Annotated in this window: 22 protein-coding genes; 16 read left to right on the forward strand and 6 right to left on the reverse strand. The window is 38.0% G+C overall.

All coding sequences use genetic code 11. The annotated features are described in order from the left end of the window. The first annotated feature begins 17 nt into the window (after window positions 1-17). From CLV48_RS18985 to CLV48_RS19005, 5 genes are all read left to right on the forward strand, one after another. On the forward strand, window positions 18-779 hold the full coding sequence (locus CLV48_RS18985) for an Hpt domain-containing response regulator (protein WP_106568876.1): 762 nt from the start codon (window positions 18-20) through the stop codon (window positions 777-779). Continuing rightward, window positions 776-1153, forward strand: coding sequence for a response regulator (locus tag CLV48_RS18990; protein WP_106568877.1), 378 nt, complete (start codon window positions 776-778; stop codon window positions 1151-1153). Before CLV48_RS18985 ends, CLV48_RS18990 begins: the two co-directional genes overlap by 4 nt. 8 nt (window positions 1154-1161) lie before the next feature. Beyond that, window positions 1162-1440, forward strand: a complete 279-nt coding sequence (locus CLV48_RS18995) for a hypothetical protein (protein WP_106568878.1) — start codon at window positions 1162-1164, stop codon at window positions 1438-1440. After that, window positions 1437-2201 (forward strand): MBL fold metallo-hydrolase, encoded by a 765-nt coding sequence (locus CLV48_RS19000; RefSeq protein ID WP_106568879.1) that lies wholly within the window; start codon window positions 1437-1439, stop codon window positions 2199-2201. Before CLV48_RS18995 ends, CLV48_RS19000 begins: the two co-directional genes overlap by 4 nt. Before the next feature lie 134 nt (window positions 2202-2335). After that, window positions 2336-3766 carry an NFACT RNA binding domain-containing protein gene (locus tag CLV48_RS19005; protein ID WP_342748309.1) on the forward strand — a complete coding sequence of 477 codons (1431 nt, stop codon included), beginning with the start codon at window positions 2336-2338 and terminating at the stop codon, window positions 3764-3766. Window positions 3767-3813: 47 nt separating this feature from the next. Here CLV48_RS19005 and pyk read toward each other — a convergent pair whose 3' ends face one another. Both pyk and CLV48_RS19015 read right to left on the reverse strand, forming a co-directional pair. Continuing rightward, window positions 3814-5244, reverse strand: coding sequence for a pyruvate kinase (gene pyk, locus CLV48_RS19010; protein WP_106568881.1), 1431 nt, complete (start codon window positions 5242-5244; stop codon window positions 3814-3816). 12 nt (window positions 5245-5256) lie between these two features. Continuing rightward, entirely contained in the window at window positions 5257-5685 is a 429-nt protein-coding gene (locus CLV48_RS19015) for an IPExxxVDY family protein (protein WP_106568882.1), read from the reverse strand. A gap of 153 nt (window positions 5686-5838) precedes the next feature. Between CLV48_RS19015 and CLV48_RS19020 the strand changes: the two genes are divergently transcribed. The 5 genes from CLV48_RS19020 to CLV48_RS19040 are packed head-to-tail and all read left to right on the forward strand — an operon-like array spanning window position 5839 to window position 11133. Further along, window positions 5839-6075, forward strand: coding sequence for an acyl carrier protein (locus CLV48_RS19020; protein WP_008629501.1), 237 nt, complete (start codon window positions 5839-5841; stop codon window positions 6073-6075). A gap of 21 nt (window positions 6076-6096) precedes the next feature. Continuing rightward, window positions 6097-7350, forward strand: coding sequence for a beta-ketoacyl-ACP synthase II (fabF, locus tag CLV48_RS19025; RefSeq protein ID WP_106568883.1), 1254 nt, complete (start codon window positions 6097-6099; stop codon window positions 7348-7350). Window position 7351: 1 nt separating this feature from the next. Beyond that, window positions 7352-8092, forward strand: coding sequence for a ribonuclease III (gene rnc / locus CLV48_RS19030; RefSeq protein WP_106568884.1), 741 nt, complete (start codon window positions 7352-7354; stop codon window positions 8090-8092). A gap of 44 nt (window positions 8093-8136) precedes the next feature. Continuing rightward, on the forward strand, window positions 8137-9984 hold the full coding sequence (nadE, locus tag CLV48_RS19035; RefSeq protein ID WP_106568885.1) for an NAD(+) synthase: 1848 nt from the start codon (window positions 8137-8139) through the stop codon (window positions 9982-9984). A 39-nt stretch (window positions 9985-10023) separates the two neighbouring features. Beyond that, window positions 10024-11133: a prolipoprotein diacylglyceryl transferase gene (locus CLV48_RS19040; protein WP_106568901.1), complete on the forward strand. Its 1110-nt coding sequence runs from the start codon at window positions 10024-10026 to the stop codon at window positions 11131-11133. Here CLV48_RS19040 and yidD read toward each other — a convergent pair. Then, window positions 11130-11351: a membrane protein insertion efficiency factor YidD gene (gene yidD / locus CLV48_RS19045; RefSeq protein WP_106568886.1), complete on the reverse strand. Its 222-nt coding sequence runs from the start codon at window positions 11349-11351 to the stop codon at window positions 11130-11132. The genes CLV48_RS19040 and yidD overlap by 4 nt on opposite strands. A gap of 88 nt (window positions 11352-11439) precedes the next feature. On the opposite strand from yidD, the gene CLV48_RS19050 reads away from it, so the two are divergent. The 4 genes from CLV48_RS19050 (at window position 11440) to CLV48_RS19065 (ending at window position 18514) form a co-directional block, all read left to right on the forward strand. Continuing rightward, the gene (locus tag CLV48_RS19050) at window positions 11440-12876 is read left to right on the forward strand and encodes a BamA/TamA family outer membrane protein (protein WP_425430718.1); all 1437 of its coding nucleotides are present in this window, start codon (window positions 11440-11442) and stop codon (window positions 12874-12876) included. 89 nt (window positions 12877-12965) lie between these two features. Continuing rightward, the gene (locus CLV48_RS19055) at window positions 12966-13784 is read left to right on the forward strand and encodes a PorV/PorQ family protein (RefSeq protein ID WP_170069059.1); all 819 of its coding nucleotides are present in this window, start codon (window positions 12966-12968) and stop codon (window positions 13782-13784) included. 87 nt (window positions 13785-13871) lie between these two features. Further along, window positions 13872-15977 (forward strand): ComEA family DNA-binding protein, encoded by a 2106-nt coding sequence (locus CLV48_RS19060; RefSeq protein WP_106568887.1) that lies wholly within the window; start codon window positions 13872-13874, stop codon window positions 15975-15977. A 65-nt stretch (window positions 15978-16042) separates the two neighbouring features. Beyond that, window positions 16043-18514, forward strand: coding sequence for a zinc-dependent metalloprotease (locus tag CLV48_RS19065; RefSeq protein ID WP_106568888.1), 2472 nt, complete (start codon window positions 16043-16045; stop codon window positions 18512-18514). A gap of 18 nt (window positions 18515-18532) precedes the next feature. Here the strand turns inward: CLV48_RS19065 and CLV48_RS19070 are convergent, their stop codons facing one another. The 3 genes from CLV48_RS19070 to CLV48_RS19080 are packed head-to-tail and all read right to left on the reverse strand — an operon-like array spanning window position 18533 to window position 20148. Further along, window positions 18533-18703 (reverse strand): DUF2256 domain-containing protein, encoded by a 171-nt coding sequence (locus CLV48_RS19070; RefSeq protein ID WP_106568889.1) that lies wholly within the window; start codon window positions 18701-18703, stop codon window positions 18533-18535. A 30-nt stretch (window positions 18704-18733) separates the two neighbouring features. After that, on the reverse strand, window positions 18734-19069 hold the full coding sequence (locus CLV48_RS19075; RefSeq protein ID WP_211299979.1) for a nucleotide pyrophosphohydrolase: 336 nt from the start codon (window positions 19067-19069) through the stop codon (window positions 18734-18736). A gap of 5 nt (window positions 19070-19074) precedes the next feature. Beyond that, window positions 19075-20148, reverse strand: coding sequence for a mannose-1-phosphate guanylyltransferase (locus CLV48_RS19080; RefSeq protein ID WP_106568890.1), 1074 nt, complete (start codon window positions 20146-20148; stop codon window positions 19075-19077). A gap of 440 nt (window positions 20149-20588) precedes the next feature. Between CLV48_RS19080 and recQ the strand changes: the two genes are divergently transcribed. Both recQ and purD read left to right on the forward strand, forming a co-directional pair. Then, window positions 20589-22769: a DNA helicase RecQ gene (gene recQ / locus CLV48_RS19085; RefSeq protein WP_106568891.1), complete on the forward strand. Its 2181-nt coding sequence runs from the start codon at window positions 20589-20591 to the stop codon at window positions 22767-22769. A 14-nt stretch (window positions 22770-22783) separates the two neighbouring features. Next, window positions 22784-24082 carry a phosphoribosylamine--glycine ligase gene (purD, locus tag CLV48_RS19090; RefSeq protein WP_106568892.1) on the forward strand — a complete coding sequence of 433 codons (1299 nt, stop codon included), beginning with the start codon at window positions 22784-22786 and terminating at the stop codon, window positions 24080-24082. The last annotated feature ends 136 nt before the right edge of the window (window positions 24083-24218 follow it).

Here is a 24218-nt window from a genome sequence, read left to right on the forward strand (position 1 = left end):
ATTATCAATAAAACCTGATGAAAAACAAAAAGGTCCTAATTGCAGACGATAATGCCTTAAACAGGAGGGTGTTTCAAAATATAATCAGTCAAGTTTATCAGTTTGATTTAGCAGAAAACGGTAAAGAAGTAATAGAAAAGCTTCAAAGCGACCATTTCGATGTGATTCTGCTAGATATTCAAATGCCACAACTTGATGGAATACATACATTAAAAGCCATCAAAGAAAGACAGCTCAGCAATGCTCCAATAGTAGCAGTTTCGGCATTTGCAGAAGACAAAGACAGAGAATACTTTCTATCAGCCGGATTTGATGATTTTATTTCCAAACCAATCAAACCAAAGCAACTGCTTGAAACTATCAACGACCTAATAAAAAAATCTGATGCCTCCGAAGCTTATAGTAGCCAATCTATCAATCAATTGGGGGAAGCTGCCATAATTGACAACAACATTTTAATCAAACTATTGAAATTCAATTCTATAGCCAACATAAAAGTGGTTTATGATGATTTCATTTCTGAAACAGAAAAACTATTGGATGAAATTGAATACTTGATCAAGTATGGTGATTTCCCAGGAATCGGTGAGAAGTTACATATTATCAAGGGAAACTCAGGAACTTTGGGTGCTATGCAATTGTATAATTTTTCCCAAACATTTGAAAGAAACATAAAATCAGGCAATTTTGACAATACTTTAAAAGATTATATATATTTGAAGACCTTATTTGAAACCTTTAAGGTGCAATATCATTCATCAGAATACCTTAATCCATGACGCCAACGAGAAAAATATTGGTAGCTGAAGACAGTTCTGTAATCATCAATCTTACCAAAAACGTATTAATGTTTGAAAAATACCACATTACTGCGGTAAAAAACGGTAAGCAAGTTCTTGAAAAATTATCCAAGGAAGATTTTGATCTGATTCTGATGGATATTAATATGCCAATAATGGACGGCATTGAATGCACAACAGTGATACGTTCCCTCCCAGATAGTAAGAAATCAAAAATTCCAATTGTAGCCATTACAGGAAACTACAAAAATTATACAATGGACGATTTCAAAAAAGCTGGTCTTAATGATTATGTCCAAAAACCATTAGATTATGACCATTTATTGGCTACAGTTAAGAAATATTTGACCTAGGTTCTAACATGATTGTCAAGTACACCAAAAACTTTCTTGATAAGCTGGAAAATATATTTGCGGCTTCTGAGTATATTTTGAGGTACGAAAAGGGAAATTTCAAATCCGGCTATTGTGTTCTAAAGGAAAATAAAATTGTAATAATCAATAAATATTACACTCTGGACGGAAAGATCAATGCGCTATTGGATATCATCAAAGAGCTGGGTTTGAAACCTAATGATTTTGAAGACCAAAAAATACAGGCACTTCTGACTGAACTTCAGCAAACAGAACTTAAGCTTTGAAAGTAACGTTTTTAGGCACGGGAACATCACAGGGCGTACCGGTCATAGGCTGTGACTGTCTTGTTTGCAGTTCTTTGGATTTTAGAGATAAAAGAACAAGAAGTGCTATACACCTTGAGATAGATGGGAAAAGCCTGGTAGTAGATACCGGTCCCGATTTCCGCATCCAAATGTTGCGAGAAAAAATCAATAAACTGGATGCTGTGCTTTTTACTCACGAGCATAAAGACCATACTGCCGGATTGGATGATATCAGACCATATAATTTCTCCCAAAAAAAAGACATGCCTATATTTGGGTCAAGAAAGGTCCTAAACCAAATCAAAAGGGAATACTCTTATATTTTTGATGAAGTTAAATACCCTGGTGTACCTTCTGTAGTTCCCAATGAAATTACAAACAATCCTTTTTCAGTTGAAGAAATTATTGTAACTCCTATTGAGGTTATGCATTATCGACTTCCTGTATTTGGATTTAGATTCCAGGATTTCACTTATATTACTGATGCAAAACACATAGAAAGGAAAGAGATCGAAAAAATCAAGGGCAGTAAGGTACTGGTTTTAAATGCCCTTCAAAAAAGCCATCATATTTCCCATTTGACTTTGAATGAGGCCATCCAGCTAACAGAAATCATCCAACCTAAGGTGGCATATTTTACCCATGTCAGTCATAAACTGGGTACACACCAGGAAATTGAAAAAGATCTCCCAGCTCACATCAGGCTGGCTTATGATGGACTTAAGATCCATATCGACTAATGCATTTCAATTATCATTTCCTTAGATTTTTGTGTCCTGAACTCGACAAAAGATTTCAGGGGATGCGCATCATTACTTGTTTTTCCCAAAACAAAGATGAACTTGTTATCGGATGTACTAAAATTGATAGTGAAATGTACATTAGAGCAAATCTCCTACCTGTTATTTCCTGCATTTCCTTTCCTTTAGAATTTAAGAGAAGCAAGAGAAATACAATTTCTCTTTTCCCGGTAATCATTGGTCAGGAAATAAAAGGCATCAAGGTATTTCAATTTGAACGGGCCTTAAGAATCGATTTATTATCTGGAGATTGTTTGGTTTTCAAGCTTCATGGCACAAGAAGCAATGTCCTGTTCTATCCAAAAGATTCCCTTTTTCCTTCCATTTTATTCAGAAATGAATTGAAAGATGATTGGAACATAAACCTGCTCGAAATTGATGTACAATTAGATCTTAGTGTTGGGCACTTCCAAGCATTGGAAGGTAATGCTTCAAAATTTTTGCCTACTTTGGGAAAAATCCCAAGAGATTGGTTGAAAAACAAAGGGTATATTGAGGCTGATGTTCAGTCAAAATGGAGTTTAATGGAGGAATTGATGGATATGCTCAATGTTCCACATTATGCCATAATCAGAGAAGAGAAGGAATTTAATTTAACATTGCTTCCAGCTGAGAATCCAATTTTTGAAAGCTCTGACCCTGTAGAAGCATGTAATGAACTTTTTAGATACAGAGTTGTCATTCAGGCTTTTGAAAAGGAAAAAAACCAATGGCAAAAATCTTTTGAGGAACAAAAGAAAAGAACCAAGGCCTATATTCAAAAAACAACAGAAAAACTTGAGGAACTGGAATCAGCAACTTCTCCGGGGCAGATTGCAGATATTATCATGGCCAATCTCCATCAGATAAGTAACGAGGTAGAGGAAATAGTTCTTTTTAACTTTTATACCAATAAGGATGAAATAATAAAGCTTAAAAGAGGTTTATCTCCTCAGAAAGTAGCAGAAAATCTTTACAGGAAATCCAAAAACAGAAAGAAAGAGCTGGACCAGCTTTATCAAAACCTTGAGGAAAAAGAAGAAATATTACTTCAATTGGAGGATTGGCTTGATGAACTTGCCAAGGTCAACAATTTCCGTGAATTGAAAGAATTTGTTAAATCAAAGCAGCTTCTTGAAAAACAAAAAGTAAAAGAAGAACAGGTTCCTTACAAAAGGTTTGAAGTTGAAGGCTTTGATGTACTTGTTGGAAAATCCGCAAAGGCCAATGATGAATTACTTCGTCGGTATGCCTGGAAAGAAGATCTCTGGTTACATGCAAAGGACGTGTCAGGGTCCCATGTGCTGATCAAGTTCCGATCGGGTCTGAACTATCCAAAAACAGTTCTGGAAAGAGCTGCAGAGCTAGCTGCGTTTTACTCCAAATACAAGAATGAATCTTTGGCACCTGTCATCTATACCTCCGTAAAATTTGTAAGGAAAGTAAAAGGCACTCCTCCTGGTGCAGTTATGGTGGACAAAGAAAATGTTTTGCTAGTTACCCCAAAAGGTCCTACCAATGAATAAAAAAAGCCAGGATGAAAACCCTGGCATTTATTTTTAACTTGATTTAATTATTCGACTTCATGGATTTTAAGCATGTTGGTTCTTCCTTTTGCTTTCAAAGGCATACTTGCAGTATTGATTATTATTTCCCCTGGCTTTACATATCCATCATTTTTTAATTGATTTTGGATATCCATAAAGGTAGCATCTGTGGAAACATTGCTTTCATAGAAGTATGTTCTAACTCCCCAAACCAAGCTCAGCTGGGTCATCAATTTCTTATTTCTGGTAAATACAAGCAAATTAGCCAAAGGTCTAAAGGAAGCTAGGCGTAGGGCTGTCATTCCGGAACTGGTAATTCCTATTAGCGCTTTAGCCTTAACGTTTCTAGAAAGCCTTGCAGCCATCAAAGTAAGATTCTTGCTGTAAAAATTCGGATCATCCTCTGGTATTTTGTAGAGGTGATGGAATACATCATGGTTGTTTTCAATGTAATTGATAATACTGCTCATTGCTTTAACGGCATTGATTGGAAACTGACCTGAAGCAGTTTCAGCAGAAAGCATCACAGCATCAGCGCCATCTAATACAGCTGTGGCAACGTCATTAGTTTCAGCCCTGGTTGGTCTTGGATGGGTAGTCATTGACTCCAACATCTGGGTAGCAATGATTACAGGCTTGCAGCTTAATTTGCATTTGGCCACCATTTGTTTTTGCCATAATGGAACTGTCTCCATTGGAACTTCTACACCCAAATCACCACGGGCGACCATAATGGCATCTGTAGCCTCAATGATTTCATCAATATTCTTAAGTGCCTCGGGTTTTTCGATTTTGGCTACGATCTTACAATCCTTGCCTGATTTCTTGATCCTCTCTCTTAAGTCTTTGATATCGTCAGCAGTCCTGACAAAAGATAAAGCAATCCAGTCCACATCTTGGGAAAGACCGAATTCCAGATCCTCTATATCTTTTTCAGTCAGAGAAGGGGCAGAAACTTTCGTATTGGGGAGATTGATGCCTTTTCTGGACTTCAAAACTCCACCGTGAATAACTACACAACGAACATTTTTCCCATCAGTGTTATTCACGGCCAACTCTATATTACCATCATCTATGAGAATTTTATCACCTGATTTGACATCATTGGGGAGGTTTTTGTAAACAGTACTGACGATTTCAGCATTTCCAATCAAAGGTTCATTGGTGATGGTGATTTTTTGACCAGGACTTATCTGAACGCCTCCATTCTCGATCTCACCTACTCTTATTTTGGGACCTTGTAAATCCTGTAAAATCCCAATATTCAACCCTGTTTCTTTGTTTATTTTTCGGATGATGTTGATCACTTCTGCATGTCCATCATGACTTCCGTGGGAGAAATTCAATCTGAATACATTGGCTCCGGCATTTGCCAAGCTTAGCAAAGTATCATAATTATTGGATGCGGGGCCTATTGTTGCTAAAATTTTTGTCTTGTTGTAAAGTGCAATACTCATTGAATAATTGTGTTAATAGGTTAGTAGATTTTCCTTTGATTTTAATTTAGAGACGTCAAGTTTGATTACGTTTTGGATATATCTCACCTCACTTAGGCGCTCAATATACGTATTTAAATTCAATTCGAAGGTCATATCCTGAATTAGCATAAAGTAGTCCACCATCTTTAACTCGGGTATCAAATACAAGGTTTGCCTACTTTCGAGTAGTGATCTGTTTTTTAATAATTGGGTATAACCATGCTCCTTTTCTTCCAAAAACTGGGCAATTTTCATTTGTGGCTGATTAAGAAAATCCGGTTCAAAGTCACATACCCTGACCAATTTCAACCCTAATGTATTATTGATCACCCATGCCATTTTATAATCTTTGATAGGGGCCACCAATCCAAGGAGTTCAAATTCATATTCGGGTTCAACTAGTAACTTTGTTTTCTTCATTAAAAGGAAGAATTAATGCGAAACAAAGTTAGAAATATTCCTCCAAGTTCAGCCTGCTTTGGGCAGTTCTTGAATTTAGTTAGGTTATTTTTTTGGCAAAAAGCCATTAAATATATTTCTTTGCGGAGTGTTTAAATTTAAACTGATCAAAAAATGTCTGAAATTGCACAAAAAGTAAAAGCCATTATCGTTGATAAGTTGGGCGTAGAAGAATCTGAAGTTACTCCTGAGGCTAGCTTCACTAATGATCTTGGTGCTGACTCTCTGGATACAGTAGAGCTCATCATGGAATTCGAAAAAGAATTCAATATCTCTATTCCGGATGATCAAGCTGAGCAAATCGGCACTGTTGGTCAGGCTATCAGCTATCTGGAAGCTAACGTAAAATAAATAATCACTTAAAATTCATTTATGAATTTAAGAAGAGTTGTAGTAACAGGTTTAGGTGCCCTTACGCCAATTGGCAATACCGTTGAAGATTATTGGAACGGTTTGGCAAATGGCGTAAGCGGCGCTGCGCCTATTACTAGATTCGATGCCTCAAAATTCAAAACCCAATTTGCTTGTGAGGTCAAAGGTCTAGATATCGATCAGCACATCGACAGAAAAGAAGCCAGAAAAATGGACCTTTTCACCCAGATGGGTTTGGTCGTTGCGGATCAGGCTATACTGGATGCAGGTCTTGACCTGGAGAAGTCCAATCTCAACAGGATTGGGGTGATCATGGGGTCGGGAATTGGTGGACTGAAATCATTCCAGGACGAAGTCACAGACTTCGCCAAAGGAGATGGAACACCAAGATTTAATCCTTTTTTCATTCCTAAAATGATCGCCGATATCTGTGCAGGGTTCATTTCCATCAAATATGGATTTAAAGGACCTAACTTTGTCACAGTATCCGCTTGTGCTTCTGGAACAAATGCGATCATTGATGCTTTCAATTATATCAGGCTGGGTAAAGCAGATATTTTTGTAACCGGTGGGACTGAAGCCACTGTCACCGAAGCAGGTGTTGGAGGATTCAATGCCCTGAAGGCACTATCACAAAGAAACGATTCTCCACAAACAGCCTCTAGGCCATTTGATAAAGACAGAGATGGATTTGTACTTGGCGAAGGAGCTGGTTGTTTGATTTTGGAAGAATACGAGCATGCCAAAGCACGCGGTGCAAAAATTTATGCTGAAATGGTCGGAGGCGGCATGTCTGCTGATGCTTACCACCTGACTGCCCCACATCCAGACGGAGAAGGTGCAGGAAATGTTATGAAAAATGCACTTGAGGATGCAGGATTGAGACCTGAGGATATAGATTATATCAACGTTCACGGTACTTCCACACCGTTGGGAGATATCAGTGAGATCAAAGCAATCCAAAAAGTCTTTGGAGAACATGCGTACAATCTGAACATCAGTAGTACCAAGTCCATGACAGGGCACTTGTTAGGTGCTGCCGGAGCCATTGAGGCCATTGCCTCTATACTGGCAATTAAAAACGGTATCGTACCTCCTACAATAAACCACTTCACTGATGATGAAGATTTTGATAGCAGATTGAATCTGACTTTCAATAAAGCTCAGAAAAGAGAAATCAATGCTGCATTAAGTAATACTTTTGGATTTGGCGGTCATAACGCTTCCGTCATTTTCAAAAAAATCAGCCAGTAAATTGAGACTGTCCAGATTACTCAGATTACAGTCAGTATTTTATAATCAATCTGAAAAAAGGCTTGCTTCTGCCATAAAACATATGGTCGGGAGCAAGCCTTTTAACTTATCCCTTTATAAGCTTGCTCTGAAGCACACCTCAGTAGCAGAAGACACAGTCAATGGACTTAAGATCTCCAATGAAAGACTGGAGTATTTGGGCGATGCAATTTTAGGGGCCGTGGTAGCAGAGTTTCTTTTTAACAAATTCCCATTTAGGGATGAGGGTTTTTTGACCGAAACCAGATCAAGGATGGTCAACCGAGAAGCTTTAAACCAGATTGCCATCAAAATTGGCCTTTCAAAAATCATAGAGAAAGAATTTAAAGGAAAAAATCTAAGTGCACATAAATCTATCTATGGTGACACTTTGGAGGCAATAGTAGGTGCCGTCTACTTGGATAGAGGATATGATTTTTGCAAAAAATTTATCCTGAAGCGTATTATTATTCACTTTGATGTGGACGGAATCATCACTACGACTTCCAACTTCAAAAGTAAAATCATTGAATGGTCACAGAAGGAAAACAAAGATGTTGACTTTCAGACCCTTTCAGTTTCGGGAAACCCGCGTTTTAAGGAATTTCATGTTCATTTGTTGGTAGAGGGGGAAGTTATCGCTGAAGGCAAAGGATCTACCAAAAAGAAAGCTGAACAGGATGCCTCTAAAAATGCCTGTGAGATACTTAAATTAGATATCTAGAACAGTATCTTTGGTTTTAATGTTTTGTTGTTTTAACAAATAATATGTCCACGCTCAGAATCTCATGCGCCACAGTCAATCAAACCCCACTTGATTGGACAGGCAATCTAAACCATATATTATCTGCAATAGAAGAAGCTAAAAAAGAAGGTGCTGAAATACTGTGTTTTCCCGAGCTTGCCATCACTGCTTATGGTAGTGAAGACCTTTACCTGAGCTATTGGTATCCACAAAAAGCTCTAAAACAACTGGAGAAAATTCTCCCATATTGTGAAGACATTACAGTAGCTGTAGGTTTGCCTGTGAGAATTCATGAAAAGGTATATAACTGTATGGCTATCATTGAAAATTCCGAACTGAAAGGCTTTGTGGCCAAACAGTTTATGGCAATAGATGGCGTACATTATGAGTTTCGCTGGTTTACTCCCTGGGAAGCCCATCAGCTTATAAAGTTTGATTTTTTTGGAAAAGAAGTACCACTGGGAGATATGATTTTTGAAAAAAAAGGCATCAAATATGGTTTTGAGATATGTGAAGATGCCTGGAGAGGCAAAATCAGGCCTGGCTACAGACTTAAAGACAGAAAGGTTGACATTATTTTTAACCCCAGTGCAAGTCATTTTGCAATGGGAAAAACCTTACAGAGAGAAGAACTAATATGTGAAAGTTCAAAAATTTTCAATGTCACCTACTTTTATATCAACCTTTTAGGAAATGAAAGTGGGAGGATGATTTTTGATGGGGAAATTATGGTTGCCAGAAACGGAGAAATCCTGCTTAAAAACCAACTACTTTCTTTTAGGGATTTTCAAGTCAAGACTTTTGACTACGATTCGGATTCAGAATCTCATCTGCCTATAATAACTTCACTGAACAAAAATGAAGAATTTGTACAGGCAGCTGCTTTGGGTCTTTTTGATTACCTCAGAAAAAGCAAAAGCAAAGGTTTTGTATTGTCATTGAGCGGTGGTGCTGACTCTTCCACTATAGCTATTATTGTGGCCGAAATGGTCAAAAGGGGTATTAAAGAACTGGGCGTAGATAATTTCTTAAGAAAAATCAACCTTGATTTCTCTCCAAAATCTTCCCATCCAGAAAAAGAAATAGTAGGACAAATTCTGACAACTGCTTATCAGGCCTCGGAAAATTCTTCAAAATCAACCTTTGATAGTGCAAAGGCCCTTTCAGAAAGTATTGGCGCTGAATTTTTGAACTGGGAAATTTCCCAAGAAGTGAAAAGCTATACCCAAAAAATCGAAAAAGCGATAGGAAGAAAACTTAACTGGGAAAAAGATGACCTTGCGCTTCAAAATATTCAGGCCAGAGCAAGGTCTCCCATTATTTGGCTTCTCGCCAACCTAAAAAATGCCCTACTTTTAAGTACATCAAATAGAAGTGAAGGTGATGTGGGGTATGCAACTATGGATGGTGATACCAGTGGTAGCATCTCCCCTATCGCCGCTGTTGACAAATATTTTATAATCAATTGGTTGAGATGGGCAGAAAGCCATTTAAACTATACAGGGCTTAAAATGGTAAACAACCTGAAGCCTACAGCAGAACTTCGTCCATTGGAAAACCAACAGACGGACGAATCAGATTTGATGCCCTATGCTTTGATTGTAGAAATCGAAAAGTTAGCGATCAGAGACAGAAGGTCTCCCGTGGATATTTATCTTATCCTCAAAGATGAGCTTGCAATTGACAATGATTTGCTTAAATCATATGTTAAAAAATTTTTCAGGTTATGGTCAAGGAACCAATGGAAAAGGGAAAGACTGGCTCCTTCCTTCCACTTGGACGAATTCAATGTGGATCCCAAAACCTGGTACAGGTTCCCAATTCTATCAGGTTCTTATGAAGAAGAGTTAAAAGAGTTGGATACTTACTAAAAAAAGGTAATTTCACATCCTTTGGATAATCAATAAATGATGGACACGATAGATTTCATTTTAAGCTATGTTGTCTGGAGCCCGAATCCAGCAGTTTTCCCAAGCTTTGAAAGGTTGAGATGGTATAGCCTTCTTTTTGCTTTGGGCTTCATTATTTCCCAGCAAGTTATGTTCTACATTTATAGAAAAGAAGGGCATGATGAAAGGTTGGTAGATAAACTGACCATTTACATGGTTTTGGCCACCATCATTGGTGCAAGATTGGGACATGTATTGTTTTATGAACCCGAGAAATATTTAAGTAATCCAATTGACATTCTTAAAGTTTGGGAAGGGGGATTGGCCAGCCATGGTGCTGCTATTGCCATCTTGCTAGCCTTATACATGTATTCAAGAAAGGTTCCTGGCCAAAGTTATCTTTGGGTAGTGGACAGGATAGTTATTGTGGTGGCTATGACGGGAGCTATGATCAGGATAGGCAACCTGATGAATTCTGAAATTGGAGGAAAAGCGACAGATTCTGATAGTGGATTTGTTTTTGCAAGAGATACTGAAGAAGTGCTGGAAACCTTGAGGATTCCTGTCACCGATGTAAAAGCTTACAAGCCAGAGGACAGAAATTCCGAGCTGAGAGGTAATGGAATTGTACCGGTTAATTTTGATATTAAGATAGAAAAAGGGGGATATAGGGAAGTGGATCTCAGAACAGCCCTTGAGTCTGATGTTAAATATGTTCTGACCAAATACAGAAGTTCACAGAAATACTTAGCTGAAAATCCTGAAACACCTTTGAATTTTGACCTTACTGATAAGGGTGACCATTACCTTGCCACAATATATACCTTTGGGATAGCCAGGTACCCTACCCAAATTTATGAAGCTGTAACTTATTTTATAATTTTCCTTATTTTGTTAGGAATATGGCAAAAGTACCAGTCAAGATTACCTGATGGATTGTTCTTGGGATTATTCCTCATTTCTGTCTTTGGTATGCGGTTTGTCTGGGAATTTCTGAAAGAGAATCAGGTGGATTTCGAGGATGGACTTTCCCTCAATATGGGGCAGACCCTGAGTATTCCTTTGGTTATCGGAGGAATAATTCTAATTTTCTTTGCCTGGAAAAAAGGACTCAAACCCAAGCAAGGTTAAGGAACTGGGTCATGGCCATGCCCGCCCCAAGGGTTACAGCTGGCAATTCTCTTTATTGCCAGCCAACCTCCCTTTAAAACTCCATGTTTCATTATTGCCTCTTTGGAATATTGACTACAAGTGGGATTGTATCTGCAGGTGGGGGGAAATAAAGGTGAAATCAAATATTGATAAAAAAGGATGGGTAATACGGCGATTTTTCGGATGATGTTCTTCAATCTTTTGCTGGCTTTATTCTATAATATTAAAAAAATTCTGAAAGTTCATTTTCATATCCTAGGAAACAAAAATTTGCTGAAAATATCATTGTCATATAGATTTTTCGGACTTTTTTTACTGGTTTTTATCGGTAACAATTTGGATAATTTAGCTCAGGATGAATCAAAGGAACCCATTTTGAACATCGCTCCTGAAAGGGTTTTGATCAATAACATTTATATTATCGGGAATGAAAAAACGAAAAAGAATATCATCCTCAGAGAAATTGACCTGCAAACTGCTATTTATTATGATTGGGAAGAACTGATACAAACCATTGAATCAGATAAGAAAAAAATCTACAACCTCCAGTTGTTCAACAATGTAGAAATTACACCCCTGTTTACAGGCCCAGAACAAATCGAACTTTTGGTAACAGTAACAGAAAGATGGTACATCATTCCCAATTTAATTTTTAATCTGGCAGACAGGAACTTAGCAGAATGGTGGACCAATCAGAACAGAGATTTATCCAGGGTGAATTTCGGGGCAAGATTGATTCATAACAATGTCGGAGGAAGGAATGAAAAACTCCGGATTGGAGGTCAGTGGGGGTTTGTGAGAGCATTTGAAGTTCTTTACAGTAAACCTTACATCGATAAAAAACAAAAACATGGACTGGCTGTACAATACACTTATTTTACCCAAAAAACAATTCCGGTAAGATCGGAAAACAACAGGCAGGTATTCTATAGAAATGAGAATGAAGATGTCTTAAGGCGAAACTCCTCCGCTTTCCTCAGATATACATACAGAGGAAGTTATTATAATTTCCATTTTTTGACTTTGGGTTATACCAATACGCGTATCAATGATGATGTTTTTTCACAAAATCCAAACTACTTTATCCATGGGGACAATAGGCTCAATTTCTTCATGATGAGCTATAATTTTAGGCATGACAATAGAGATAATATTGCCTATGCAACAGAAGGGAATTTGTTGAACTTGACGTTGACAAGATATGGGTTGTTACCTGGAAATGATGTAAATGATCTAGAATTCACATTAAATGCTAATAAATACAAGCGTTTAAATTCCAAATTCCATGTAGCTTCGGGCCTTTCATTCAACTATTTTTTTGCACAAAACCAACCCTACACCCTGGTAAGGGGAATAGGATACAATCCTAACTTTATCCGTGGTTATGAATTAAATGTGATTGAAGGGCAACAGTTGTTCGTCCATAAAAATAGTTTAAGATATAAATTATTTGATTTTGGATTTGATATTTCCAACTATGTACCTAGAGATGAGTTTTCATATTTTCCATTCAAATTTTATATCAGCGCCAATTATGACCATGGATTTGTCAATGATAAGAACAGATTGCCAGAAAACTTGAGATTAACCAATAAATACCTGTTTGGATATGGCCTGGGTATTGACTTGGTAACATTATATGATATGGTATTCCGTTTGGAATACTCAATAAACAATCAAAATGAACGCGCTTTTTTCTTTAATATCAGGGCTCCTTTTTAATTGAGATAAATTATCCGTTTATATCCGGATATCACTGCAGTAACCCTATATTTAAATAGTATTTTTAGCCTGATCATCTATTAATTTTTATGAGATGGCTGATTTTTATCATAGGTTTTTTTAATAGCGTCCATTCGGTCAATGCACAATCTGGAATTGAAACTTTTCCAAGAGGGGCAAGAAGTATGGGTATGGGAAATGCTCATGTTACTTTGCATGATTCTTGGAGTTTTTTCAACAATATTGGTGGCTTAAGTCGTCTGGAATATTCTCAGGCAATATTTGCTTTTGACCACCGCTTGGACATTGAGGAGTTGACCACCTTGGCAGCTGCAGCTGTTCTTAAGAAAAACAATGCCGCTTTTGGATTTGGTGTTTCAACCTTCGGTTCAGATATATTTTCCCAAAGTAAATTGGGAATCGGGATTTCCAATCATTTGGGGATCGCTAGTTTAGGAGTAAAAGTAAATTATTTTCAGACAAGCATTGAAGGTTTTGGAACGGGAAGAGCTGCGGTATTAGAATTAGGTGGAGTAGCGGAATTGAGCCCTGAATTATTTTTTGGGGCACACATTTACAATCCCACAAGAGCCAAATATGGAAGATTTTCAAGTGACCACCTGCCAACTGTAGTCAAAGCAGGTATTTCGTATAGGCCTTCAGAAAAAGTATCCCTTCAAGTTGAAGCTGAAAAAGACATTCTACTGGATCCTATAATTAAAATGGGAATTGAGTATAATTTTCTAAATAAAGTATGGGGACGGAGCGGAATGATTTCCTCGACCCGGTCCCTGTTTTTTGGTATTGGATTTCATGGAAAGCTCATTCAGATAGACTATGCCATGACACAGCATCCGACATTGGGATTTACCCATCATTTTTCAACCAACATCCGGCTTTCTAAATGACATCGGGAATTGTAAATAGTGTGACTCATCAAGATGCTTACCGGTTACGCATATTTTCATCTGTCCAATACAAAGCAATTTTTTAGCATGAATAAGATCGGATTCTATATTCTATTCCTGCTACTTATTGATTGCTTCAAAATCAGTCTTGGGCAAAATATTCCTAAGGGTGAAATTGACATTGAGAACTTCATAGAAGATATATTTGGTATGCAAAGGGAAGAAATGGACTATGAGGATCTTTATGAAGGGCTTCTACAAACTCTACTCAATCCGATCAACCTGAACAAAACTAATCCCGAAGAACTGAAATCTATTTTTATCCTTAACCCTAATCAAATCAATCATTTTTTTGAATACAAAAAAAAATTCGGGGATTTATTGTCCATTTATGAGCTTCAGGCTATTCCTGAATTTGATTTGGAAACAATCTACAGATTACTTCCTTTCGTTATATTGGAAGAAAGAAACAAGACGAATGCCTCTCTTTGGAATCGGATAGGGAATGCCAAGGACGGTTATTTCATTTTTAGACATAGAAGGGTTTGGGAAACGAGAAGGGGCTTTACTCCTCCTGACACCTTATCCAATGGAAATTTAACAAGTCGCTATCTCGGAGATCCGAACAGCCTATATGGGCGATTCCGTATTCAACAAAGCAAAGATTTCAGTTTAGGCTTTACTATTGATAAAGATCCCGGTGAGCAGTTTATTTGGGATCCATCCACCAAACGCTATGGATTCAACTTTTTATCCTATCATTTTACATTGTACAACCGGGGGAATTGGAAAGCAATAACGATAGGAGATTTCCAAATGCAATTTGGTCAGGGACTTGTATTTGGTGCGGGATTCTCTGCGGGAAAAGGAGCTGAAACAATTACTACGGTAAGAAGAAGCAGTTTTGGGATCAGGCCTTATACTGCAGCTTTGGAATTCGGCTTTTTCAGAGGAACAGCGGGAACCTATCAAGCCGGTCCAATTCAAATTACAGTTATGGCTTCTCATGCCCCAAGGGATGCTAACCTTCAAGTATTATCAGACACTCTTGAAAATGAAACTGCCATAATCACGTCCTTACAGAGCAGTGGACTTCATAGAACAACCACTGAGATCAGGTATAAAAACAGGGCTAGGGAAAAGAATCTAGGTGGAAATTTACACTATCAAAGCAAAAACAAGAATTTTCAAATGGGGATAAATGGGCTTTACACGCAATTCAGTCAACCTTTTTTAAGGAATCCTAGAATTTACAATCAATTTGAGTTCAGCGGCCAAAATAACCATATCCAAAGCATTTATTTTTCTTATAATATTCAGAATTATTACTTTTTTGGTGAATCAGCTCGATCTGCAAGCGGTGGAATGGGAAGCATAATGGGAATGATGAGCAGTCTTCACCCCAAACTTTCCTTTTCTCTACTGTGGAGGGATTATTCCAGAAATTTTCACACTTTCTATGGAAATGCTTTTGGAGAAGGAACTCGGCCAATAAACGAAAGAGGCATGTATATGGGGTTGAACTTTAAACCCAATATCCGGTATAATCTTTCATTTTATTATGACAGGTTTCATTTTCCATGGTTGAGATTCCGGGTCTACTCCCCCTCATATGGGGAAGAGTGGTTTGGCCGTTTTACCTATCGGCCCAAGAGAAATACAGTCATTTTTATGCAGGTAAGAAATGAAAGCAAATCAAGAAATGTAAGTGATTATAATGGGTTTCAGTCTACCTATAGACTTGATCAAGGTATAAAAAACAATTTCATCTTCAATCTTGATCATAAGTTGGATCGAATATGGAGTCTAAAATCCAGGGTAAGTGCCAGTACCTTTAAATTTGACGGAAAAATAACCAAAGGTTTTGCCATCAGTCAGGATTTGAATGCCGATTTTGAAAGGTGGAGAATTTCCTCTAGAATTTCACTCTTTGATACCGATGATTTCGATAACCGACAATTTCTCTATGAAAGAAATGTACTTTGGCTTTTCTCTATTCCCGCATTACATGGCCAAGGAATGCGCTATTATTTATTGACACAATACAGATTAAACAGGAAACTCACTTTTTGGCTAAGATTTGCACAGACGATTTACACTGACAGGGACATCATAGGTTCCGGATTGCAACAAATTAGGGGAAACACCATTACGGAAACGAATTTTCAACTGCGCTATCAATTCAACAGATAATTTCCACCATCGGTTGTTTTGGAAAAAGGCTTTTTGATAAATTCAAAAATCAAAACCACCAGATCATGAAAAATATAATATTATTAAGTTTCTTGTTCACTTCCATCATTGCCGAAGGGGTAATTGCACAGGCGATTGATAAAAGTAAAATGAATAAAAAGGAGGGATTTTTCACATTTTACACGGATGAGGAAAAAGGGAAAATTTACCTGGAAGTGGACAAATTGGATTTTGAATTTTTATATGTGAATTCAATGCCTGCCGGAATAGGTTCAAATGATATTGGATTGGACAGGGGCCAGCTTGGAAGAACCAGGATCGTTGAATTTAGAAAAGCTGGAAATAAGCTACTCCTTGTTCATAAAAATTATGACTTCAGGGCCTATAGTGACAACCCTTCTGAAGTGAAAGCCGTTAAAGATGCTTTTGCTGAATCTGTGATTTGGGGTTTTGATATCAGTCAGAATGATAATGGCAAACTCCTTGTCGATGCGACAAACTTTTTCCTCCAAGATGCCCACATGGTATCAGAAAAACTGGGAAGCTCCAGACAGGGAAGTTACAAACCAGATGTTTCGAGAAGCTCGCTTTATTTCCCTATGACCAAAAACTTCCCTAAAAATACAGAGGTGGAAGCCATTGTAACGGTTGCGGGTACACCTACAGGAGGATACATCCGATCTGTAACACCCTCTCCAGAATCTGTCACAGTAAGACAAAGGCATTCATTTATAGAATTACCTGATAAAGGCTATCAGCCGCGCGAATTTGACCCAAGGTCCGGATATTTTCATATCAGCTATATGGATTTTACAAGTCCAATTGGTGAGCCAATTGAAAAGAAATTTATTTCCAGGCATAGGTTAGAAAAAAAAGACCCAAATGCGGCGATTTCAGAACCGGTTAAGCCAATCATTTACTATTTGGACCGTGGCACTCCAGAACCAGTAAGGTCAGCTCTACTGGAAGGTGGCAATTGGTGGGCAGAAGCCTTTGAAGCTGCCGGATTCAAGAATGCATACAGAGTAGAACTTGCACCTGAGGATATGGACCCAATGGATGTTCGCTACAATGTCATCCAATGGGTACATCGCTCCACAAGAGGTTGGTCATATGGTTCGTCAGTCCGTGATCCTAGAACAGGAGAAATCATCAAAGGACATGTCACCCTAGGTTCATTACGTGTTAGACAGGATTTTCTAATTGCCCAAGGATTATTACAGCCATTTGAAGAAGGCAAACCTAAAAACCCTAAAATGCTGGAAATGGCTCTTGCCAGGCTGAGGCAACTCTCAGCACACGAAATTGGCCATACGATAGGTCTTGCTCATTCTTACGCTTCATCTCCGACAAACAGAGCTTCGGTAATGGATTATCCCTATCCTCTAATAAAAATGGACGAAAGCGGGAATATTGATCTATCAGAAGCTTATGATGACAAAATCGGTGACTGGGACAAATGGGCAGTCAAGTATGGATATGCTACAATCCCCCAAGGCGAGAATGAGAAAAAATACCTGAGTAAAATCCTTGAGGACACTTACAGTGCGGGGCATACATTTATTTCGGATGTAGATTCCAGACATCCAAGTAGCTCGCATCCACATGCCCACCTATGGGACAATGGTACATCTGCCAGTCAAGAACTGAATAGGATAATGGCAATTAGAAAGAAGAAAATGGAATCATTTGGTCTCAACAGCATTGAAGATGGCCAGCCTGAAGCTCTTATGGAAGAAGTTTTTGTACCCTTGTATCTTATGCACAGGTATCAATTGGAGGCAACGGCCAAATTGATCGGCGGATTGGATTATACTTACAAAGTTAAAGGAGACAACCAAAGGATACAGTCTAGGATTGAAGATAACGAACAAAATCGGGCCTTTACCTCCTTGTTAAAAGCTATCCATCCAAAAGAACTGGCTGTCCCCGAACATATTCTGGACAGATTACCTCCAAGACCTATGGGGTATACAAGAAACAGAGAAACATTCCCTTCCAGAAATGGGCTTAATTTTGATCCCTTAGCACCTGCAGAGAATGTAGTAGAAATGGTTTTTGGATTACTTTTTGAAGCTGGAAGAGCAAATAGGTTACATCAACAGGCATTATTTCAAAGTAATCTGCCATCATTTACTCAGGTTCTTGATAAAACTGTTGAATCTGTATTTGGTGAAAATGCTAATGAAACCTATGAAGGTGAAATCAAGCGCATGACTCAGGCAAAATTGGTAGATCATATGATTGCATTAGCCAATCATCCCCAAGCCTCAAGCTCAGTCAAGGCAGAAGTAAGAAAAAAACTGAAAGATTTTCTGTTTGACAATCCTTCCAGAAATCAATTTAGATCAAGGACTTTAGCCTCTAATCCTTCAGGTCTTAGAAATTCACTCAAAAACAATTTTGACCAATACATTGCCGATAAAATCATTGCATTCTTGGATTTACCTGAGAAACTGAGCACTCCTGTAGAACTTTCAATTCCAGATGGCGCACCAATTGGTTCTGAAGATATGTCCTGTGATTTTGATTATTAAATAAAAAAACCCGGTGGATTAAAATCCATCGGGTTTCTCATCTTTTAATCGTACTTTTTGCCTTGCTAAACTCCCACATTTTTTAGAACAATATTTTACATTTTCCCAATTTTTTTCCCATTTCTTTCTCCAGGAAAAGGGTCTATTGCAAACAGGACAGGTTTTGGTAGGCAAATGTTCCTTTTTCATCCTTCCCAAACTGAGAATATTCAAAAAAGTTTATTTTAACTTTTCATTATTAATATGTCTGTCTTTGTCCCGAATATTCTTCTTTTCAAAGTTCTTTTTCAAAGATTCAGTCAAGTCCACCCCTGTCTGATTGGCAAGACAGATCAATACCCAAAGCACATCTGCCATTTCATCGCCGAGGTCCTTCCCTTTGTCGGACTCCTTGAAGGATTGCTCTCCGTACTTTCTTGCCATAATTCTCGCCAACTCCCCTACTTCTTCCATTAGTATGGCCGTATTGGTAAGTTCATTGAAATACCTCACCCCGACTGTTTTGATCCAATGATCCACCATTTCCTGTGCATCTGAAATAGTAATTTCATCCATTCCTTTCATACAAAATCCTCTCCTTTTTGTTTGGCATCATTTACAAAAACCCTGAATTTCCTTTCCGTATCCAACTTACAGATGATCAAAACATTCTCGCTTTCATTTACAAGGTAATTTTCCAACCCTTCAATGACCACGAGTTTATTTGGACTCACTTTTATAAAACTATCTTTTGTTTCATAGAGTATGGCATTTGCATCTACAACGTTATTGTTTGCATCCTTGTTTCTTGTTTCATATAGGCTTAACCAAGAGCCCAAATCCGACCATGAAAAGTCACCCATCACCACAAAAACCTCATCTGCCTTTTCCATTATACCATAATCAATGGAAACATTTTTCACCAATGAATAAGCTTTTTGAATGTACGCCTCCTCCTCGGTCCTATCATAAAACTGCTTTCCATCCTCGAAGACTTCAGCAACTTCGGGCATGTATTTTTCAAATGCATGAATTATACTTTTGGCTTTCCAAACAAACATGCCTGAATTCCATACAAAATCCCCGCTTTCCAAAAAGGCTGTTGCCAGTTTCATGTTTGGCTTTTCGGTAAAAGTCTTTACCTTCTTGACAGGGTTCCCCGGATCAGATATGTACTGAATATAACCATAGCCCGTCTCGGGCCTATTTGGCCTGATTCCAATGGTAATTAACCTGAAATCAATTTCAGCTGCCGATAAAGCAATATTTATCTTTTCCTGAAACTTGTCTTCCTGAACGATCAAGTGATCTGATGGAGTAACAATAATTTTGGCTTCGGGATCCTTTTGTGCAATTTTATAACAGGCGTATGCCACGCAGGTAGCAGTGTTCCTCCTGAGCGGCTCAGTCAAAATCTGTTGTTCCTGAATGTCCGGTAACTGCTCCTTAACCATCTCAAAATATTTCTTGTTCGTAACCACATAGAACAAATCCTTGTCTGAAATTTTAATAAACCTATCATAGGTCATTTGAAGCAATGTCCTACCTGTTCCAAGGATATCCAAAAACTGTTTAGGCTTGTTATTCCTACTGTATGGCCAGAATCTTGAACCGATTCCACCGGCCATGATGACTATATAAGGCTTATGATTCATTTACTGGTCAATAATTGACTAAATTGAAATCTGATGATCAATATGGATATAAAGTTTGGATAATTTGCAATCGACCAATCCGCTAAAAAGAAAAATCTTCCGCGAAGATTCCCTGCTAATTTGCTAATCTCCTTAAGTTAAAAAAATTAGGTTAGTATTCATAGATCAAAATACCTGAATACCAATATTTTTCGGTTCAACGGAAGAGAATTCAAACCCTATCGTTGCTTTGGTTTTTGGAAAATGTCCATCAGGAGAATTTAAACACAAAAAAATAATCAATAGTGGGCATGAACTGTTAATTTCTTGCGTAAATCTTAATATTTTTTGTTAATTTCAAAATTGCCGCGGTTAATCATTAAATTTGTATCAAAGGTAAAAATTACCATTTTAGTTTAATGCGCCCAAAAGTAACGGCACCTTATTAAACCGACTTTGCTGTGGATCAAATCGTAAAAGAAACACTTAAAAAAATATTCGGATTCAGTCAATTCCGGGGCAATCAAGAGCCAATCGTAGATAATATTTTAAAAGGTAAGAACACCTTTGTAATTATGCCCACAGGGGCAGGAAAATCATTATGTTACCAATTACCTGCAATAATTGAAGATGGAACTGCCATTGTAATTTCACCTTTGATTGCTCTGATGAAAAATCAGGTTGATCAGCTCAACGCATTTGGTATTAACGCACACTTTTTGAATTCTACCCTCAATAAATCTGAAACCAATAAAGTAAAAAAAGAAGTTCTCTCCGGTAAGACAAAATTACTTTATGTTGCGCCGGAGTCACTTACAAAAGAGGAAAATATTCTCTTTCTGAAAGATGCCAAAATCAGCTTCGTGGCCATAGATGAAGCACATTGTATTTCGGAATGGGGACATGATTTCCGTCCCGAATACAGAAAAATCAAAACCATCATCGCCCAACTTGGTGAAGACTTACCGATTATAGCCCTGACTGCTACCGCTACACCTAAAGTTCAGCAGGACATACAAAGAAACCTTCAAATGGAAGAGGCAGACTTATACAAGTCCTCTTTCAACAGGACAAATCTTTTCTATGAGATCAGGCCTAAGGTAAAAAATGAGACCAAAAAACAGATTATTAAATACATAAAGTCCCATAAAGGAAAATCTGGTATTATCTATTGCCTGAGCAGAAAAAAGGTGGAAGAAATCGCTGAATTGCTTAAAGTCAATGGAATTAAAGCCGCTCCGTACCATGCAGGACTTGATCAAAGTGTAAGGGTCAAAAACCAGGATGACTTTCTTAATGAGGAAGTAGATGTGATTGTGGCTACAATCGCTTTTGGAATGGGAATCGACAAACCAGATGTGAGGTATGTAATCCATTATGATGTACCTAAGTCTCTGGAAGGTTATTATCAGGAAACAGGTAGGGCTGGACGTGACGGATTGGAAGGCCATTGTCTCATGTTTTACCGCTATGATGACATCATCAAACTTGAAAAGTTCAATAAAGATAAGCCTGTAACTGAAAGAGAAAATGCCAAAATTCTCCTTCAAGAAATGGCTGCTTATGCAGAAAGTTCTATTTGCAGGAGGAAGTTTTTACTCCATTATTTTGGAGAGATTCTGGAAGATGATTGTGGATATTGCGATAATTGCAAGAAGCCAAAAGAGAAATTTAACGGAACAGAACACCTGAAAGCTGCCATTGAGGCCGTCAAAAAAACAAATAACAGGTTCAACATGGACCATATTGTGGCAGTAATCAGAGGAGAATCCAACGACTATATCAAAAGTTACAAACACGATCAATTAGAGGTTTTCGGAAAAGGAAAGGAAGAAGATGAGCGACTTTGGAGAACTGTAGTCCGTCAATCTATGATCGGTGGCTTTCTGGAAAAGGATATTGAAAACTATGGTGTAATCAAAGTGACCGAAAAAGGTGAAAAATTTCTTGAAGACCCCTTTGATGTCAACTTTTGCAAAGACCACAATTTTGAAGAAATCCTAGAAAATGAAGTACCTGAAGAAACACCATCAGGAGGAGGCAAGGCCTACGATGAAAAATTATTCGAACTGCTAAAAGCAGAACGTAAAAAAGTAGCCAAAGCAAAAGGATTACCTCCTTATGTGATTTTTCAAGACCCATCTTTAGAGGAGATGGCGACTGTCTATCCTACCTCAAAAGAGGAATTGGCCCAGATCAACGGGGTGGGAATGGGAAAAGTAGCCAAATTTGGAGCTACATTTCTGAAGCTGATTGAAAATTATGTAGAGGAAAATGATATCATCACTGCCTCTGATGTGGTAGTCAAAACTGCAGGGACAAGGTCAAAAGTCAAAATTTCAATCATTCAGCAAGTTGACAGAAAGATTAACCTTGACGAAATTGCAGAAAACCTGAACCTAAGTATGGATGAATTGCTCCAAGAAATAGAGCAAATCATATACAGTGGTACGAAACTGAATATCAATTACTATATTGAAAACATCATGGATGAAGAAAGGGAAGATGTTCTCCATGACTATTTTATGAATGCTGAGACAGACAATATCCGGGTAGCTATGCATGAATTGGAGGAAGAGGACTTTGCAGAAGAAGAAATCAGGGTTTACAGGATTAAGTTTATTTCAGAACACGCTAACTAAAAGGAATTTTATCAATGAATATATTATTATTGGGAAGCGGAGGCAGAGAGCATGCCTTTGCTTGGAAGATTGTCAATAGCCCAAAATGCAGCAATCTTTATGTAGCTCCAGGAAATGCGGGTACTGCAGCTATAGCAGAAAATGTAAACATTGCTGTCAGTGATTTTGATGGGATTTCCCGTTTTGTCGAAGAAAAGAATATTGAAATGGTGGTGGTCGGGCCGGAAGAGCCACTTGTAAAAGGTATAGTTGATTTTTTTCAATCAAAAGAAACCTTAAAGAATATTCTCATCATCGGTCCAGGAAAGGTGGGTGCGCAATTGGAAGGATCCAAAGATTTTTCCAAAAAATTTATGGATAAATATGGTATCCCCACTGCAGGATCTCAAACCTTCACCAAAGACACAATTCAAAAGGGCTTGGAATATATAGATTATCAAGAAGCTCCGATAGTTCTGAAAGCTGATGGATTGGCAGCAGGAAAAGGAGTGTTGATCTGCCAGACCCATGAAGAGGCCAAAGCTTCTCTCAAAGAAATGCTTCTGGAGTCAAAATTTGGTGCTGCTTCAGAAAAGGTTGTCATTGAGCAATTCCTGTCTGGAATAGAATTGTCTGTTTTTGTCGCTACTGATGGCCATCATTACCGGATATTACCGGAGGCAAAAGATTACAAAAGAATTGGAGAACAAGATACAGGCCTGAACACAGGAGGAATGGGAGCTATCAGTCCGGTTCCTTTTGCAGATCAGGATTTTCTTAATAAAGTCGAAACCAGAATCGTAATACCTACGATCAAAGGACTTGAACAAGAAAATATCCCTTACACTGGCTTTCTGTTTATTGGTTTAATGAACGTCAACGGTGACCCCTATGTAATTGAATATAATGTGCGTATGGGAGACCCCGAAACACAGGCTGTTTTACCTAGGATAAAAAGTGATTTTCTTGAACTATTATTTGCCATGGGAACCCAGCAACTCCATGCCTATCCTCTGGAAATACATGAATACTGTGCATCTACAATTGTTATGGTAGCCGGTGGTTATCCAGAAGATTACAAGAAAGGAGATGTAATTTTGGGGCTTGAAAACAAACTGCCTGAATCTCAAGCATTGGTTTTCCATGCAGGAACCCAACTTAGTTCTTCCAAAGATGTAATCACCAATGGAGGAAGAGTAATTTCAATAACGGGAATAGGTCAAAAATTGGAAGAGGCACTTATGAATGCATATTCCCAGGTCTCAAATATTAATTGGAATGTAGTGTATTTTAGAAAGGATATTGGACAAGATTTATTAAACTTGAAAAAATAATCCCAATTTTAACGAGGAGGATAGCCTCCCTTTAGATATATATTGATATGGCAGGATGTAGTAGCTGCTCTACTACCACAGGGACAAGTGCGGGATGCAATAACAATGGCACATGTGGTACGAGCGATTGCAATAA

Source organism: Cecembia rubra (genome assembly GCF_003014575.1).
In the GTDB taxonomy this organism is placed as follows: domain Bacteria; phylum Bacteroidota; class Bacteroidia; order Cytophagales; family Cyclobacteriaceae; genus Cecembia_A; species Cecembia_A rubra.